The sequence below is a fragment of the Klebsiella sp. 18074 genome, from assembly GCF_902705905.1.
GTDB classification, from domain to species: domain Bacteria; phylum Pseudomonadota; class Gammaproteobacteria; order Enterobacterales; family Enterobacteriaceae; genus Klebsiella; species Klebsiella terrigena.
The window spans coordinates 17,200-34,353 of sequence record NZ_CACSIS010000034.1 but is presented as its reverse complement, the minus strand read 5'-3'; the positions used below and the strand labels follow the sequence as shown (position 1 = coordinate 34,353).

Sequence of the window (17,154 nt, the reverse complement as noted above, 5' to 3'; positions counted from 1 at the left end):
CGTACACAATATTACCTTGTCGCACCATGCCTGTTGATATGACACGAGCCGCGCCGCCAGACATTTTCCGGCGGCGCGGCGCGTGGTTATCAGATATCTTCCAGCTGAATACCGCGGGTTTTAGGCCCAAAAATACCGACCGAGAGCATCACCATCAGCATGCTGGCCACGATAAAGCTAATCACCCCCGGCGCACCGGCGTACTGCAGAATGATGCCGATCAGAATACTGGTGATGGCCGTCGAGAGGCGGCTGAACGAATAGCAGAAGCCGACCGCCCGGGCGCGAATGTGGGTCGGGAACACCTCGGCCTGATAGGCGTGGTAGCTGATGGTCAACCAGGCGTTGGACCAGGTGATCATAAAGCCGCAAATAACCAGCATCACCGGACTATTCTGCAGGGCGAAAAGGGTGCCGAACACCACCGTCATCAGTGCGGAGAGCACGATCTGCCATTTGTTCTCGAAGCGGTGAACAAAGCGGGTGCAGACCAGGCAGCCAATCGGATAGGCGAGGGTAATGAAAAAGGCGTACAGCAGGCTGTGGGTGATGCTTGCGCCCTGGCCTGACAGCAGCGCCGGCAGCCAGTTGCCGAAGCCAAAAAAGCCGATCGCCTGGAAGAAGTTCATGACCATCAGCATGATGGTGCGTTTGCGATACTCCGGCGCCCAAATCTCCTTAAAGGTGCCGGTCTGCGTTTTCGCGGTCCCGGTCTCCGTGCGGTGCTGCGGCGAGGGGGCAATACCGCAGCGCTGCTCCATCTCACACATCACCGCATGAGCGTCGTCGTTGCGGCCTTTGACTTCCAGCCAGCGGGCCGATTCCGGCAGCTTCTTGCGAATGACCCAGATAACCAGCGAGCAGAGCGCGCCGAAGATAATGACCCAGCGCCAGCCGCTCAGGCCGAACAGGGTGATCGGCACCAGCATCCATGACATCAGCGCCACGGCGGGCACCGAGAGAAACTGAATGAAAAAGGCAAAGGCGAAGGCTTTGTTGCGCAGGTGGGTGGGCACCCATTCGCTTAAGTAGGTGTCGATGGTGACCAGCTCAATCCCGAGGCCAATGCCGACGAGGAAGCGGAAGAAAATAACCCCCTCCGCGCTGCTCTGAAAGGCCATCAGCAGCGAGAACACGCCGTACCAGGCGAGCGCAAACATAAAGGTCAGGCGGCGGCCGAGCTTATCCGCCAGCGGCGCGAGGAGGCTGGCGCCGATAAACAGGCCGAAAAAGGTCGCCGAGGCGAAGGCAGCCTGATCCGATATGCCGAAAATACCCTGCTCGCCGACGTGAAAAATATTCTCCGCCAGCAGGCCGGTGCTGATGTACCCGGTCTGAAAAAGATCGTACAGCTCGAAGAAACCACCGAGCGCCAGCAGGGTGATAAATGACCACAGGCCGAAGGAGGCAGGCAGCGCATCGATGCGGCTGGTCAGGCTGGAGTGGGGCTGTCCTGCGGGGGCAAAGGGCGCATCCCCCAGAACGTGGGTGGTAGACATATTATTATTTTCCTCAGATAAAATGTTTGCCTGCTAATGTTAATTGATTGTTAATAGTTTTAAATTTTTAATCGCCCGCTCTATATCCATTCTTCAGATGAATATCTGGTGAATTTTATCAGGGGTTGTGGAAAACGCTGGTTTTTCGCGATCGGGCGCCGCGGATTTGAATGAAATGACTAACGGGCCGCAGGATCAGGTTCGGGTGGAGAAGATGGGGGAGGGGAGCTGCGTATCAACGTCGTTATCGATGTCGTTATCAATGACGCCCCTGCTTAACTGCCAGCCGCGGCGGACGGCGCTCGCTTTAGATTAAGATCTACGACGGCGTTGGCCTGGCCGGTGGCGTACGAAGATGACTCATCCGTACTCATTGCGCCCAGGCGCTTACTTTAAGCGGATATCATTCTCTTTCGCCCACTTTCTTAAGCGTCCGCAGGCATTCGCATAAGGTGACGACGTGTTAAACGAGATCATTCGCCCCATCGTCCATTTTGTGTACCAGGGTTTGGCATACAAAATGTCATCGCTGCGCTCGTCAATCAGCCGCACTATCTCATTTTTTACCGTCTGCAGCTCAGCGATTAGCGAGCCGTAGCTTAAGCCCCTGTAGTCTGAGTAAAATTTTTGCGCCAGAAGGCCAAGCTGATTCCATTTATAGCCGGTCTCCGGAAAATCGACGGACAGCCCTTTAGCATCAGAAACGATCCACTTTACGACCAGCGCATTCCAGCCCAGCAGGTACGAAGCAAGGTCATGAATGCTCATCTGGCTACCTTTGGCGTGCCCATCCATTGCGCTCTCTGCGGTAAGTTCTGCCGGTATGGCATGCAGGTAGCCCATTAATTTATCGAAGTTTTTATCGATAGCGCTCAGTAATTCAGATTTTGTTTGCGGCACGCTCATAAAGAATTCCCTCTCACGTAAGGTTCAGTGTACGCGCAGATAGTAGCGCTGAAAATAAGCCCGGGGGCACGATGAGATCACGTATTTGTCAATGCCGTACCTTTCTTTCCCCCGGCGCTGTGACCTATTTTGCGTCCTCTCGCTGCGGGGGGAGCGCCTGCAGTATTCTGCTGGCCTCAGCTTCACTCAGCGAATAGTCAAAAAAGCGCTGATAAAAGTCGCGGGTGACCGCCAGCATATCAATATCGGCGAAGCGCTGAGGCTGGAGCTGCTTTGCCGCCCACTGAATTTGCAGCGCACTTTCGGTCCCGTAGCGATCCCACGGGAAAACCCCCGCCGGGTTTTGCAGCACCCGGTGATTTTTGACCGCCCGCAGGGTGGAGAAGAGGTCACGATAGGCAGAATGGGCTAAATCACCGCATCCCGCGCCAAGGATAATCATATCCGGCTGCCAGGCCAGCACCTTTTCCGGCGAAATCTCCTGCATATTACCTTCGATCCCGACGGCCGCGTTCTGCCCGCCGGCCAGGCGGATCCAGGTGTCGATCAGCGTATGGCCGCCGTCGATCTTCAGCGGCTTCAGCGACTGGATATGCAGCACGCGCGGGCGTTCGGCGTCGGTCAGCGCGGCGGTGCGCTGGCCGATACGCGCGATAGCCTGCTGTAAATAGCGGTTGTAGGCCTGGGCTCTGGCCAGCGCCTGCGGCGTCCCGAGCACCTCGGCGGTGGTGGTGACGGAGCGCGCCAGCGACGGGTAATCGGTAAAGCTCATCTCCATGACCGGCAGACCGGCCTGGCGGTACGCTTCGGCATCGCCGTTGCCCCGGGCGACAAACACCACCTCGGCCCCGCGCGCCAGCAGCGCCTCGCTGGTGAAGTGCGGGCCGCGGCTGATAAGCGCCTGGTTGAGGCGGGGAGTGAGGTGAAACATCCACGGGCGGCTGTCCGGTCGATTTACCGTCGCGACGATGGTATCGCCCGCGCCGAGGGTCATCAGCAGCGAGTGGTGGGCAAACCACCCCTCGGCGATACGATCGACGCGATCCGGCAGCGTGACGCTACGTCCGGCATCGTCCGTCAGTTGGCGGCTGGCGAGAGCCGGAAACGCGAGCCAGGCGCAGAGTACAGCGGCAGCGATTTTTCTCATTATGATCCTTAGAAATCAAACTGTACCGAGGCCGTCGCTTCGCGCGGCGCGCCGAGCTGGGCGCTGGCGTAGCCGGCGCCGGTGTAGCCGGTAAGGGCCCCCGGAACGATATTGGTCCAGTAGCGGCGGTTGGTCACGTTAGTGACTGCTAACCGGAAGGTGGTGTCGGTCCCGAACAGCCGGGTGCGGTAATTGCTGCCGACATCCACGGTGGTATAGCTGCCGACCCAGCCGTCGTTGGCGCTATCGGTGGCCCGGCGGCCGACGTAGCGAACGTTGCTGTTCATGTCCAGCCCTGCAAGCGCATCGATGCTGTAAATCACCAGCATATTGGCGGTGAAGCGAGGCAGGCCGACCACCTGTTTGCCGTCAGCGCTGGCGCTGGCGGTATTGTGCAGACGTGGGTCGAGCCAGGTGCCGCCGCCGAACACGCGCAGAGCGGGCGCGATGCGGCCATCGGCCATCAGCTCCAGTCCGCGGTTTTTCTGCGTTCCGTCTTCGGCGAAATCACCGCTGTCGTTGGTGTAGGCAAACGGGCGCTCGGCCTGGAACAGCGCCGCGGTGAGCAGCAGATCGTTATGCATCGCGTACTTGGCCCCGGCTTCAAGCTGGCGGCTGCGGTAGGGATTGAGAACCTCGCCGGCGTTATTGGCGCCGGCCGGGGCGGTGTCGCCCTGCTGCATGCTATTGGCCCAGGTGGTATAGAGCGTCAGATTATCGACCGGCTTATACATCAGGCTGGCGGACCCGCTGGTACCGCGGTCATCGTGGCTGCTGCTGCGCTGGCTGCTCTTGCCGTAGTTGTCGACGGTAAACAGGCTTTCGCTGCCGGAGAGCAGCAGGCTCCACTGCGGGCTGAAAGTCAGGGTATCGTTGAGCAGAAAGACGTGCTGGGTGGTGGTCGCTGAATGATAGCGATCGGTGAAGTCCGGGTAATCCGGGTGCTCGTAGTCAGGGCTGTCGTCGAGGGTCGAGCTGCCGAGCTTTTGCGTCCCGCCATCGCGGGGGTTGTAGTTCTTCCACACGAAGCCGCGTACCCCCATCGCCAGGTCATGCTGCAGCCAGCCGGTTTCAACGCTGCCGGTGAGGTTGGCGAGATAGCTATTAATGGTAAAGCGGCTGGCGGCGGAGTTTGCGGTGGTGGTGGTATAGCTGCCGTTATTATCGGTTAAGGTGTTGGTGACGGTGGTGGATTCGCGATCCGCAATCTGGCGCAGGACGCCAACGTCCAGCAGCCAGTTGCCGTCAAAGTCGTGTTTGATATGCAGGCTGCCGGTGGTCGTGGCGTCGTCATTGCCGGCGTAATACTGGCCGTACTTGCTTTTGGTTGGATCAAGCGGCGACGGGAAACGGGTGCCTTTGGCTAAAGCAAAGGAGCCGGGCAGCCCCTTTTGATAGAAGTGATAGTAGCCGAAATTGCTCTCCAGAACCGTCTGGTCGGTGAGCTGAAAATCGAGCGCCAGACCCGCGTACTGGTTGCGTTGACGGCTGTCGCGGGTGTAGCCGTTGCCGTCCTGGCTCATCAGGTTCAGGCGATATTTTACCCGGTCACCGGCGTCCAGCGGGCCGCTGAGATCCAGCGCGACGTTGGCGCCGGAGCCGGTTCCGCCGCCCACCGTGACCCGCCGCAGCGGCACGTCGGTGGCGCGCTTAGAGACGAGGTTAAACATGCCCGCCGGGTTTGCCGGGCCATACAGCGCGCCGGCCATCCCGCTCAGAACCTCAACGCGCTGAAACTGCTCGGCCGGGTACTCGGTAGTGGAGACCACGTTCAGCCCGTCGATGGTGCTGTTCTGCACCACGCTGCCCTGCATACCGCGGGTCTGCGGACGAACGCCGTCGCCCTGAACCGAGGGCAGGTAGCGATAGATATCCTTCACGCTGCTGGCCTGTACCTGGCGGGTGAGCGAATCCGACAGGGTCTGTACCGACCACGGGACGTCAATCAGCCTGCGTTTGCCGAGGCTGCCAAGCGTCGCCTGCTGTTCGGCGGCGGGCGTGGCGTTATCCAGCGTTTCGGTCGGTGTTTCAGCGGTGACGACCATGGTTTCCGCGGCCTGAAGCGGCAGGGTCATCAGCAGAGAGGAACAGGGGATCATCCCGGTTAATAGAGCGAGTTTATATGAGCGCATTGAGTTAATTTCAGACGAATGAAAACGGAATGAGGCGAGAAATATCTTGCCTCTGTCTGAAGGGTACGATTTTTATTTGTATGACAAAAAAATAGAACCATTCGCTATATATGTCAATATATAGCGAATGGTTTCTTTACTTAATAAAAGCGAGGCCGGGCAGAATGTCGCCCGATCTTCAGGTCTGCTGATAGACAATTCGGTAACCGCCGTCGACGGCCTTAAGCCGGGCAAAGCCGGCGCTGGCGAGGTGCATACCGGCAATCAGCCACTGCTCGCCTGTCGCCTGCGCCAGTATACGTCTCCGGGTGTCTGCCGCCTCGGCGGGGTCGGCGTCAAAGGCGATTGCGACGGCCGGCAGGGCCGACTGAATATGTGGGAAATGCACAATGTCGCCCCAGATCAGCAGAGGCTTATCCCCGGCGTCGATACGAAACCCGCTGTGGCCTGGCGTGTGCCCAGGCAGCCAGACCGGACGAATGCCGGGGAGTACCTCATCGTCCGTTAGCAGGTTTACCCGCTCCTCATAGGCCGCAAGGGTGCGGCGAAACAGCATGAAATTGCCCTGAACCCGCTCGCTGACCCGCATGAACAGGGCATCATCATGCCAGTATGCAACCTCGCGGGGATGCAGATAGAGCCGCGCATTTTTATAGACGGCCTCGCCGTCGGCATCGAGCAGTCCGCCGATATGGTCGGGGTGGCCGTGGGTCAGCAGGATCGTATCAACGTCGGCCGGCACGATGCCCAGCTGGCGAAGGCGCTCGGGTAGCTCACCTCCGGCGTTATTCCGCCCGCCGGTGCCGGAATCCACGAGGATCGTGCGCCCTCGGCCGCGGATCAGATAGGCGTTGATATGCAGCGCCTGCGGGTCAGCTATCCCAGCCGCGCGCTGTCTTTCGTCGGCTTCAGCCGGATCAATGCCGGAGAGGATGGCGAGGCTAACGGACATATTCCCGTCGCTCAATGCGGTCACCCGATAATCGCCAACCCGACGGCTGATGGGGTTAATTATGCTCATGAACGCCTCCTTGTTGGGGATACAGCCGATCGGTTAGCGGCTGGTACAGCCAGATGTCCGCGGTAGCGGCGAGCAGGCGGGCCTTGTCTGGCGGAATGATGTACGCCAGCCGGCCTTCAGGGGCGCTATCCAGACCTGCGGCCCGCAGCCGCCACGGCCGGTAGCCCAGCTCGCGGTCAAGAAAATCGAGGGGCCGCGCCGTGAGCAGCAGGATCTGCTCTGCGGACACCGCCGGGGCCGGCTCCGCGCACTGATAAAGACCGCGCCGCCAGTCGCCGATGTTGGCCTGCCACTGCGCAAAGCTGCCACCGCCCTTCAGGCGGTACTCCGCGCTGGCGAGGACCGCGGCATCGCGAACGGTGTGAATGGCCAACCAGGCCGGGCAGCCCGGCGTGAGGGCCCTGAAGCGCTGGGAGGTGCTGAAGCCGTCAACGCTCAGCAGCGCCGGGAGCTTCACCCGGGTGTAAAAATCATTCCATTCGGCTTCGCTTGTCGGGTCGGTATAGCTGCATTCAACGGTATAAAGCATAAACGGGCCTCTGCATGAAGGTGAACAGCACATTGCTGATATTTCATCATGTTACTGGCTGTATTTAGCCGCCTGAATCGATATTATCTCATCGTTCAGTGACATTTTGTCACTGCACGTACTCATATCCAGGGGGCGCCATCATGCGAAGAAAACTGCCCAGCAGCGCGTCATTACAGGCGTTTGATGCGGCGGCAAGGCACGGTAATTTTGCCCGAGCGGCGGAGGAGCTCTCCCTGACCGAAGGCGCCATTAGCCGGCAGATTGGGCGACTGGAAGCCTTGCTGAACTGCCGATTGTTCGACCGCAGCGGAACCCGCGTGCGGCTGAACCCGAACGGCGCGCGCTATGCCCACCGGGTGCGCGAGACGCTTGAGCGCCTCGACCGGGACACCCAGTATTTAACGGGAATGACCGACGGCAGCCGCAGCCTCGAAATCGCCGCGCTGCCGACCTTCGCCAGCCGCTGGCTGATCCCGCGCCTCAGCGGTTTTAACCGCCGGCACCCGGATATCACGCTGAATATTGCGGTCCACACGGACCCTTTTATTCTGACCGGCAGCGGGTTTGACGCGGCGGTTCATTTTGAGCACCCGGCGTGGACCGGAATGCGTATCCGCTTTCTGCTCCAGGAAAGGCTGGTCCCGGTATGCCATCCCTCGCTGCTGACCACGCGGGATAGCGGCGAGCAGCTGAACGCGCTGCCGCGTATTCACCGACGGCAAAATCCGGATGCGTGGCAGCGCTACTCCGAGGAGAGCGGCATCGCGCTGGACAATCCGTCCCGGGGCGTGCGCTACGATCTGCATGAAATGGCCATCTCCGCCGTGCAGGCCGGGCTTGGCGTTGCGCTGCTGCCGCAGGTGTACGTCGAAAACGAGCTCAGCAGCGGGGCGCTGGTTGCCCCCTGGCCGGTTTCCGCACGGCTGAACAAAAATTTCTGCCTGGTCAAGCCGGTTGAGACGGGGATTAACGAAAGCGCATTAGAGGATTTTGAGCGCTGGCTGGTGACGGAAGTCAGCGGCGAACCGGCATAGCGGGCGCCGTTTTTTTTGCCGCCGGTGCGGTTAACGCGCTTTCGCAGACCGCAGAGTGGTCAACGGCGGCAATAGTACCTAAACTGCCGTCGTTGAACCGCCGCCGCTGACCCTGGAAAGAGACAATAATGACGCAAGGAACGAGCGATTTTAGTTTTACCGCGCTGATGGCGCAGCGGGCTCGGGAGCTGGCTCTGAGCCTTGATAGCGACCAGCAGGCGCTGGTTGCGCAGCTTGATGTGCTTGGGCGGAGGCTGCTGGCGCAAAGCGCCGCTCCCGGCAAAGGGCTTTACGTCTGGGGGCGCACCGGGCGCGGCAAAAGCCTGCTCGTCGATAGCTTCTTTGCCGGCCTGCCGCTGGCAGCCAGGCGCCGGGTGCATTTCCACTCTTTTTTTCGCGAACTGCATCAGCGCCTGAACGCGCCCACCTCGCCGTCGCTGCCGAAGGTTATCACGCAGATGACCGATGGCTGCCGGCTGATCTGTTTTGACGAGTTCCATCTCCACGATCCGGCGGACGCGATGCTGGTTAAGCCGCTGTTGGCGCAGCTGTTTCAGCGCGGCGTCGTCCTGATGGCAACCTCCAACTCCCCCCCGGAACGGCTGCTGGAAGATCCGCTATACCATGCGCGCTTTTTGCCCTCGATTGCGTTAATTAAACAGCATATGACGGTGGTCGCGCTCGACGGCGAAGAGGACTACCGGGCGCGTCACGCGCCAGCGGAGAGCCCGTTTTGCCAGGGCCTGCTGCTGATCCAGCCGTCGGACCACACCCGCAGGCGGCATGCTTTACCCGAGCCCGCCGCCAGGGCGCTGAAGCTGCCGGTCGGGTATCGCACCCTTGAGGTGGCCTCCGCACCGGCGGCTTTTTTACATTTTACCTTTAGCCAGCTGTGCCAGGGCTCGACGTCGGTGATGGACTACCTGACGCTGTGCGAAAGCCATTCATGCTGGCTGCTGGACGCGGTGCCGCCTTTAGGTCACGCGGGGCCGGCGGCGCAGCAGCGGTTTATCAACCTGGTGGATGTGCTCTATGAGAAGCAGTGTCGCCTGGTGTTGGTGAGCGAATGCGGATTACCCGAGCTGGTCGCGGGAGTTGAGCGGGAAGATATTCAGCGAACCTACAGTCGGCTGCAGCAGCTGCGGCAAGGATAAGGCGGGAAGAGATAAGCCCCGGCGGGCGAGAAGCCTGCCGGGGTGGGAGATTACAGATCGAAACGGTCGAGGTTCATCACTTTGGTCCAGGCCGCCACGAAGTCGGTGACCAGCTTCTGCTGCGCATCCTGGCTGGCGTAAACTTCTGCCAGTGCGCGCAGCACCGAGTTGGAACCAAACACCAGGTCGGCGCGGGTGGCGGTGAACCGGCTCTCGCCGCTCTTACGATCGCGGCCCTCAAACAGTTCGCCCCGTTCGTCGGTGGCTTTCCAGACGGTCGCCATGCTCAGGAGATTGACGAAGAAGTCGTTGCTCAGAACGCCACGGCGATCGGTGAAGACGCCGTGCTGGCTGCCGTCGAAGTTGGCGCCCAGCACGCGCAGGCCGCCTACCAGTACGGTAAGCTCCGGCGCGCTCAGCGTCAGCTGCTGGGCCTTATCCAACAGCAGCGTCTCGGTAGATACGCCCCCTTCAATACGGCGATAGTTGCGGAAACCATCCGCCAGCGGCTCCAGTAAACCGACGGATTCGATATCGGTCTGATCCTGGCGGGCGTCCACGCGGCCTGGCGCAAACGGTACGGTGACCGATACGCCTGCGGCAGCGGCGGCCTGCTCAACGCCGACCGCGCCCGCCAGCACGATAATATCGGCCAGCGATGCTTTCCCGGAGGCTTTTTGAATCGCCTGCAGCGTAGGCAGAACCTTCGCCGCGATGGCGTTGACCGGCCAGTCTTTCTGCGGAGCCAGCGCCAGACGCGCGCCGTTGGCTCCGCCGCGCTTATCTCCGCCGCGGAAGGTGGAAGCCGAAGCCCAGGCAACGGAAACCAGTTCGCTCACCGACAGGCCCGCATCGGCAATAGCGGTTTTCAGGGTGGCGATATCCGCCTCGCTCGGGCTGTGGACAGCCGCCGGGAGCGGGTCCTGCCAGATCAGATCTTCTTTCGGGACTTCCGGTCCGAGGTAGCGGGATTTTGGCCCCATATCGCGGTGAATCAGCTTGAACCAGGCGCGGGCAAAGGCTTCGTTAAACGCCTGCGGATCGTTGAGGAAGCGGCGGGAAATCTTATCGAATTCCGGGTCGAAGCGCAGCGTCAGGTCGGTAACCAGCATCGTTGGCTTACGTTTTTTCTCCGGGTCAAACGGATCGGGGATCAGGTCCGGCGCGTCTTTGGCTTCAAACTGAATGGCGCCGGCCGGGCTGCGGGTCTGTACCCACTCATATTTGTAGAGGTTTTCGAAGAAGTAGTTGCTCCACTGGGTCGGCGTCTGGGTCCAGACAACCTCAAGGCCCGAGGTGATAGCGTCCGCCCCGGCACCGCTGCCGTAGGTGCTGGACCAGCCGAGACCCTGAGCCTCAATGCCGGCGGCTTCCGGCTCGGGGCCTACGTGGCTGGTGACCGCCGCGCCGTGGGTTTTACCCAGCGTATGGCCGCCGGCAATCAGAGCTACGATCTCTTCATCGTCCATCCCCATGTTGCCAAAGGTGGCGCGAATGGCCGCCGCCGCGGAGAGCGGCTCGCCGCTGGCGTTCGGGCCTTCCGGGTTGACGTAAATCAGGCCCATTTCGGTTGCGCCCAGCGGCTGCTGCGCCAGGCTTTCCGGATGACGGTGCTCAAGCCAGGCTTTTTCATGACCCCAGTCAACGTCGAGGTCCGGTTCCCACACGTCTTCGCGTCCGGCGCCGAAGCCAAAGGTACGGAAACCGGCATTTTCCAACGCCACGTTACCCGCCAGCATGTAGAGGTCGGCCCAGGAGATTTTCTGGCCATATTTTTGTTTGACTGGCCACAGCAGGCGGCGGGCCTTATCCAGGCTGACGTTGTCCGGCCAGGAGTTCAGCGGGGCGAAACGCTGCTGACCGCGGCCGCTGCCGCCGCGCCCGTCAACGGTACGATAGGTACCGGCACCGTGCCAGGCCATACGAATAAACAGCCCAATGTAGCTGCCCCAGTCTGCCGGCCACCACTCCTGGGAGTCGGTTAGCAGGGCTCTCAGGTCGGCTTTTAGCGCGGAGTAATCGAGCTTTTTAAACTCTTCCCGGTAGTTAAATTCTTCACCCAGCGGATTCGAGCGGCTGGAGTGCTGGTTCAGCAGATCCACACGCAACTGGTTTGGCCACCAGTCTCGGTTAGCTGTGCCGCCGCCGGCGCTTTGCGTGGGCGCCGCGGTATGAAAAGGACACTTCCCTGCGGACGCGTTGTTAGATGAATCGTTAGACGTGCTCATATCAGGCTCCGTTTACTTTGGTGAATGCCATTACGATATACACTGCTTCCAATAAGTGATACTCGAATAAATCTACGGAATTAATAGTTATATCCTTTTAACAGCGGGTGATAAAGAAATCCATATTATATTTGTGGTTAAGCCCCGAAATACGTAAAAGCGACTTACTAACCATAGTATTAACGTATTAGTTTAGGAAATCGTCGCGGCACGTTTGGCGATAAAAGCGCCGGCCCACCAGGAAAAATCTTATGCACCAGCGGCGGCGGGCAACATCGGCATGACCCATGAGGCGAAGCCGGGCATAAGCGGTGAAATTTGAGGGGTTGCTGAGCGGTGAGCGACAGGCTATTACTATTCACGGCCATGTAACTGGTGCCTTGAGACAGAATACTGTCGGGGAGCATGGTCGCGACCGCCGCGCGCCTGGGCATAACTTTGTCTGGTGGAGATAAACTATGCCTGAATTGAGTTCGTTAATAACATTCGCGTTCGTTGCCCTGGGGCTGGTGCTGACCCCCGGGCCGAATATGATCTACCTTACCTCGCGCTCGATCTGCCAGGGCAAACGCGCCGGCCTGATTTCATTAGGCGGTGTGGCGCTGGGGTTCGTCTTTTATATGCTGTGCGCGGCGCTGGGGATCACCGCGCTGATTTTTGCGGTGCCCTATGCCTACGATATTTTGCGCATCAGCGGGGTCGTCTACTTACTCTACCTGGCCTGGCAGGCGATAAAACCGGGCGGTCGTTCGCTCTTTGCCGTGCGCGACCTGTCGGCAGACAGCGGGCGTAAGCTCTTTCTGATGGGCTTTATTACCAACCTGGCGAATCCTAAAATCGCCATTATGTATCTGTCGCTCTTACCGCAGTTTATCTCCCCCGGCCACGGCAGCATTCTCAGCCAGTCTTTGGTGCTCGGCTTCACCCAGGCATCGATCAGCGTGGCGGTCAACGCGCTGATTGTGCTGATGGCCGGCGAGGTGTCGCGGTTTCTTACCGGTCGCCCGCTCTGGCAGCGCTTTCAGCGCTGGCTGATGGCGACGGTGCTGGCAGGAATGGCGGTTAAAATCGCCTTTGAAGCGCGCAAATAACGCCCCGGCAGGCGTGAGCCTGCCTCCCTCTGCACCAAATCTACGCGTTGCCCCAAAACGACTCCCCATCCTGGTGTGTTTGCGGCGGTAAATATTACATCTTGTTGATTTTATGCTAATTATTATTTTGGCATATGCTTTGCAAGATAAAAACAGAAGGCAGCGCACCATACAATTTAGATGATCAAATAGCTGGCTAGGGTTCCGGTTCACGCAGGTGAATGACTGGTCCGAGAGCTGGCGACCTCTGCGAGGTTACACGGCGGGACAAAAGCCCGGGAGACAGCAGCACCAGTAGGTGTCGCGCTGCTCCTGTTTTTTGTGCCAACCAGAGGTTCATCATGAAGCGATCGCCACTACTCCGTTCTTTTATCCTGTCCCTGGCGCTGCTGGCCAGTTTCCCTTCCTTAGCCGCGGTGAAAAAAGAGTTCAACATCTGCTGGACGATTTATGCCGGCTGGATGCCCTGGGGTGCCATCAGCAACGAAAAAATCATCGATAAATGGGCCAGCAAGTACGGTATCAAGATCAATATCGTGCAGCTCAACGACTACATCGAATCGATTAACCAGTATACCGCCGGCCAGTTCGACGGCTGCACCATGACCAATATGGATGCCCTGACCATTCCTGCCGCTGGCGGGGTGGATACCACCGCGCTGATTACCGGCAGCTACTCTGACGGCAACGACGGCGTGGTGCTGAAGGGCGCGGGCAAAAAGCTGAGCGACCTCAAGGGGATGCAGGTTTACCTCCCGGAACTCTCGGTTTCGCATTATCTGCTGGTTCGCGGACTGGAAAAGGCCGGACTGCAGGAGCGAGACGTCAAAGTGGTCAATACCTCTGACGCCGATATTGTCTCGGCCTTCGGCACCAGCAGCGTGCGCGCCGCCGTGGCGTGGAACCCGCAGCTGTCGGTTATCAAAAAGACCCCACAAACCAGCGAAGTCTTTAGCTCCTCCCAGGTGCCCGGAGAGCTTATTGACATGATGGTGGTCAACAGCCAAACCCTCAAGGACAACCCGGCGCTCGGCAAGGCGCTGACCGGCGCGTGGTTTGAGATGATGAGCAAAATGCAGGCCGGGGATAAGCCGGCGCTGAGCGCCATGGCGGCCGATTCCGGCACCGACCTCGCGGGCTATGAAGCGCAGCTGAAAACCACTCATCTGTTCTGGACCCCCTCCGAGACCCTCAAATTTATCTCCACCCCGGAGCTGGCCAAAACCATGCAGCGCGTGGCGCAGTTCTCCTTTGACAAAGGGCTGCTGGGCGAGGGCGCCCAGAGCGCTGACTTTATCGGCATGGGCTTCCCAGGCAACGTCACCGTCGGCGACGCGGACAACGTCAAACTGCGCTTCGACGATAGCTACCTGAAGATGGCCGCCGCGGGCCAGCTGTAATGATTACCGACGGGAGTCAACGCCATGCGACAAATTAACCGCCATCCACAGCAGGGTATGCGGCTGATGCTGATGCTGATGCCCTTTGTGCTGCTGATCGCCGTCTGGGTTATCGGCTCTGCGCTGCGGCTGGAGGCCAATCCGCAGGACAAGCTGCTGCCCGGGCTGACGCAAATGGTCGCGGCCGTCGAGCGGATGGCGTTCACGCCGGACAAACGCAGCGGCGAATACCTGCTGTGGGCCGACACCCTGATCAGCCTGAGTCGCCTGCTGACCGGGCTGGCGCTCTCCTCGCTGATTGGCCTGTGCATCGGTATCGCCGCCGGGGTTTTCCCGCTCTACCGTGCGGCGCTGTCGCCGCTGATGACCGTGATTTCGATGATCCCACCGCTGGCGATCCTGCCGGTGCTGTTTATCGTCTTTGGTCTCGATGAGCTCTCCAAGGTGATGCTGATTGTTATCGGGGTCACGCCAATGCTGGCGCGCGATCTCGAGCAGCGGGCGCGGGAAATTCCGGCGGAGCTGTTTATTAAAGCGCAGACTCTCGGCGCCAACAGCTGGACGCTGGTGCTGCGGGTGGTGCTGCCGCAGCTGCTGTCGCGCCTGATTGTCTCCCTGCGCCTGCTGCTGGGTTCGGCGTGGCTGTTTCTGATCTCGGCGGAGGCCATTTCCGCCACCGCCGGTCTCGGATACCGCATTTTCCTTGTTCGCCGCTATATGGCGATGGACGTCATTATTCCCTACGTCATCTGGATAACCCTGCTGGCCTGGCTGATGGATCTGGCCCTGCGGCAGCTGCACAAAGCCTGCTTCCCGTGGGCGGAAGGAGGACGGGCATGAGCTTTATTGCCATTAAAAATATCTGGCAGGAGTACGGCGACCACGTAGTGCTGGAACGCATCAATCTCGAGGTCAGGGAGGGGGAGTTCTGTTCGATGGTCGGGGCCTCCGGCTGCGGGAAATCGACCTTTTTGCGCCTGTTGCTGGGCCAGGAGAAGCCGACCCGGGGCGCCATCACCCTTGACGGTCAGCCGCTGGCCGCCGAGCCAGACCGCAGCCGCGGCGTGGTGTTCCAGCGCTATTCGGTATTCCCGCATCTCAACGTGCTGGATAACGTGACCGTTGGCCTTGAGCTGCCGGCTTCGCCGCTGCTTGGCCGTCTTTTTGGCGCCCGCAGGCGGCTCGCCCGCGAACGGGCGGTGCAGATGCTCGAGAAAGTCGGCCTCTCCCACGCGCTCGATAAGTATCCGGCGCAGCTCTCTGGCGGCATGCAGCAGCGACTGGCCATCGCCCAGGCCTTCGTGATGCAGCCGCGCATCCTGCTGCTTGATGAGCCGTTTGGTGCCCTCGACCCGGGTATCCGCAAGGATATGCACGCGCTGCTTTTGCAGCTGTGGCGCGAAACGCGGATGACGGTCTTTATGGTCACCCACGATTTGGCCGAAGGCTTCAATCTCGGGACCCGGCTGCTGGTCTTTGACAAGGAGCGCCACGACCCGCAGGCACCCAACGCCTACGGCGCGCGCGTGACCTACGACATACCGCTTAACGAAGCCCGCATGTCGCAGATGCTCGGCACCGGCACCGATAACAACGTTTATGCATTAAGGAGATAGTCAGATGAAGCCACTTTTTCACTCCGCACCGAGCCTGCGCGAAGAGTTTGTCCCGGGCGGCGGCCATACCTCGTTTATTCTGCGCCGTGGGCAAATCCTGCGCCTGACCGACATCGACGGCGAGGCCAACGTCAGCATGATGATGCTCAATCCGCATGAAAAGAGCGAACGCCTGAATCTGCCGGATACCCTGAAAGGGCAGCACACCGCGCGTCTGACCGCCGGGCACTGCTTCTACTCCGATATGGGCCGCGTGCTGGCCGGGATCGTCGCCGATAGCAGCGGCTGGCACGATCCCTTTGGCGGGGTGCTCAACGCCGAAGAGACCTTAGACAAGTTCGGCGCCGGTCGCTACCAGGAGCTGCGCAACGGCTACTACCGCAACGGCGTCGATAACCTGCTGGTTGAAATGGGTAAATGGGATCTGGGCCTGGAGGATCTGCTGATGGTGGTCAACTTCTTCAGCAAGGTCACCGTCGCCGCCGACGGCAGCTTCCATTTCTGCGCCGCGCCCTCCAGCGCCGGGCGCTACGTCGAACTGTTTGCGCCGATGGACGTGCTGATTGTCCTTACCGCGCTGCCGCATCCGCAGGACCCCGCTATGGAATATGCCCCGCGTCCGGTCCAGCTGAGCTGGTTCGATGCTGACGATGCCCAGGCGGCGGTCGCCTCGCTGCTCACCCGCGATGAAAACCAGCGCGCGTTTGCCAATACCCAACTTTTTGCCCTCTGAGGAGCCGACCATGAGCCTTGTTACCAGTCCCCGCAACCCGGCTGATGCCGTTTATCGTCACGTGATCCCGGCGGGCGAACCCTGGCTGTTCGAAGTGAAGAAAGGGCAAACCCTGCGCCTGCTCGATCTTGAAGGCAACCAGGCTATCGACACCCTGTTTTATAACGCCGATAACCCGCGCGAACGCTACGATCCGCAGCGCACGCTGCGTCGCCAGGGGAACGTCTATCTGACCGCCGGCAGCGTGCTGTTCTCGAACCTTGGCCGGCCGCTGCTGACCATCGTTGCCGATACCTGCGGCCGCCACGACACCCTCGGCGGCGCCTGCGCCCAGGAGAGCAACACCGTGCGCTATGCTGCCGATAAGCGCTATATGCACAGCTGCCGGGACAATTTCCTCTGCGCCTGCCTGCACGACGGCCGCCTGCACAAGCGCGATATCGGCGCCAACATTAACTTCTTTATGAACGTGCCGGTGACGGAAGAAGGCGGGCTGACCTTCGAAGACGGTATCTCCGCCGCCGGGAAGTACGTCGAGCTGCGCGCGGAGTGCAACGCCATGGTGCTGATCTCCAACTGCCCGCAGCTCAATAACCCGTGCAACGGCTGGAATCCAACCCCGGCGGAGGTACTGGTATGGAACTGACCCGCTGGCAGCGCT

The 17,154-nt window shown here is 60.2% G+C and carries 15 protein-coding genes and 2 riboswitches; of the genes, 8 read left to right on the top strand and 7 right to left on the bottom strand.

The window, feature by feature from the left end:
- Positions 1 to 89: 89 nt before the first annotated feature.
- From GVK32_RS24800 to GVK32_RS24775, 6 genes are all read right to left on the bottom strand, one after another.
- Positions 90 to 1,499 (bottom strand): MFS transporter, encoded by a 1,410-nt coding sequence (locus GVK32_RS24800; RefSeq protein ID WP_159873092.1) that lies wholly within the window; start codon positions 1,497 to 1,499, stop codon positions 90 to 92.
- Positions 1,500 to 1,886: 387 nt separating this feature from the next.
- Entirely contained in the window at positions 1,887 to 2,405 is a 519-nt protein-coding gene (locus GVK32_RS24795; protein ID WP_159873090.1) for a ClbS/DfsB family four-helix bundle protein, read from the bottom strand.
- Positions 2,406 to 2,529: 124 nt separating this feature from the next.
- A complete protein-coding gene (locus tag GVK32_RS24790; RefSeq protein ID WP_159873088.1) occupies positions 2,530 to 3,552 on the bottom strand; it encodes an ABC transporter substrate-binding protein in 1,023 nt (340 codons plus the stop codon).
- Positions 3,553 to 3,560: 8 nt separating this feature from the next.
- Positions 3,561 to 5,684: a TonB-dependent siderophore receptor gene (locus GVK32_RS24785; protein ID WP_159873086.1), complete on the bottom strand. Its 2,124-nt coding sequence runs from the start codon at positions 5,682 to 5,684 to the stop codon at positions 3,561 to 3,563.
- Positions 5,685 to 5,862: 178 nt separating this feature from the next.
- Positions 5,863 to 6,705, bottom strand: coding sequence for an MBL fold metallo-hydrolase (locus tag GVK32_RS24780; protein WP_159873084.1), 843 nt, complete (start codon positions 6,703 to 6,705; stop codon positions 5,863 to 5,865).
- Entirely contained in the window at positions 6,692 to 7,234 is a 543-nt protein-coding gene (locus GVK32_RS24775) for a sugar ABC transporter (protein WP_159873082.1), read from the bottom strand. Before GVK32_RS24775 ends, GVK32_RS24780 begins: the two co-directional genes overlap by 14 nt.
- A gap of 143 nt (positions 7,235 to 7,377) precedes the next feature.
- Between GVK32_RS24775 and GVK32_RS24770 the strand changes: the two genes are divergently transcribed.
- Both GVK32_RS24770 and zapE read left to right on the top strand, forming a co-directional pair.
- On the top strand, positions 7,378 to 8,271 hold the full coding sequence (locus GVK32_RS24770) for a LysR substrate-binding domain-containing protein (RefSeq protein WP_159873080.1): 894 nt from the start codon (positions 7,378 to 7,380) through the stop codon (positions 8,269 to 8,271).
- Between the two features lie 128 nt (positions 8,272 to 8,399).
- Positions 8,400 to 9,425 carry a cell division protein ZapE gene (gene zapE / locus GVK32_RS24765; protein WP_159873078.1) on the top strand — a complete coding sequence of 342 codons (1,026 nt, stop codon included), beginning with the start codon at positions 8,400 to 8,402 and terminating at the stop codon, positions 9,423 to 9,425.
- Between the two features lie 50 nt (positions 9,426 to 9,475).
- Here zapE and katG read toward each other — a convergent pair whose 3' ends face one another.
- Positions 9,476 to 11,653, bottom strand: a complete 2,178-nt coding sequence (gene katG / locus GVK32_RS24760) for a catalase/peroxidase HPI (protein WP_159873076.1) — start codon at positions 11,651 to 11,653, stop codon at positions 9,476 to 9,478.
- 358 nt (positions 11,654 to 12,011) lie between these two features.
- A riboswitch (ZMP/ZTP riboswitch) is annotated at positions 12,012 to 12,092 on the top strand.
- A gap of 19 nt (positions 12,093 to 12,111) precedes the next feature.
- Between katG and GVK32_RS24755 the strand changes: the two genes are divergently transcribed.
- The 6 genes from GVK32_RS24755 to GVK32_RS24730 all read left to right on the top strand — a co-directional run bounded on the left by GVK32_RS24755 (position 12,112) and on the right by GVK32_RS24730 (position 17,139).
- Complete coding sequence (locus tag GVK32_RS24755; protein WP_159873074.1) at positions 12,112 to 12,744, top strand: LysE family translocator; 633 nt, start codon at positions 12,112 to 12,114, stop codon at positions 12,742 to 12,744.
- 185 nt (positions 12,745 to 12,929) lie between these two features.
- Positions 12,930 to 13,028, top strand: a riboswitch (guanidine-I (ykkC/yxkD leader).
- 57 nt (positions 13,029 to 13,085) lie between these two features.
- A complete protein-coding gene (locus GVK32_RS24750) occupies positions 13,086 to 14,144 on the top strand; it encodes a putative urea ABC transporter substrate-binding protein (protein ID WP_159873072.1) in 1,059 nt (352 codons plus the stop codon).
- A gap of 24 nt (positions 14,145 to 14,168) precedes the next feature.
- A complete protein-coding gene (locus GVK32_RS24745) occupies positions 14,169 to 14,984 on the top strand; it encodes an ABC transporter permease (RefSeq protein ID WP_159873070.1) in 816 nt (271 codons plus the stop codon).
- Positions 14,981 to 15,760, top strand: a complete 780-nt coding sequence (locus GVK32_RS24740) for an ABC transporter ATP-binding protein (protein ID WP_159873068.1) — start codon at positions 14,981 to 14,983, stop codon at positions 15,758 to 15,760. The genes GVK32_RS24745 and GVK32_RS24740 overlap by 4 nt, the downstream gene beginning before the upstream one ends.
- Before the next feature lie 4 nt (positions 15,761 to 15,764).
- Positions 15,765 to 16,493 carry an urea amidolyase associated protein UAAP1 gene (locus GVK32_RS24735; protein WP_159873066.1) on the top strand — a complete coding sequence of 243 codons (729 nt, stop codon included), beginning with the start codon at positions 15,765 to 15,767 and terminating at the stop codon, positions 16,491 to 16,493.
- Positions 16,494 to 16,503: 10 nt separating this feature from the next.
- On the top strand, positions 16,504 to 17,139 hold the full coding sequence (locus GVK32_RS24730; RefSeq protein ID WP_041145463.1) for an urea amidolyase associated protein UAAP2: 636 nt from the start codon (positions 16,504 to 16,506) through the stop codon (positions 17,137 to 17,139).
- The last annotated feature ends 15 nt before the right edge of the window (positions 17,140 to 17,154 follow it).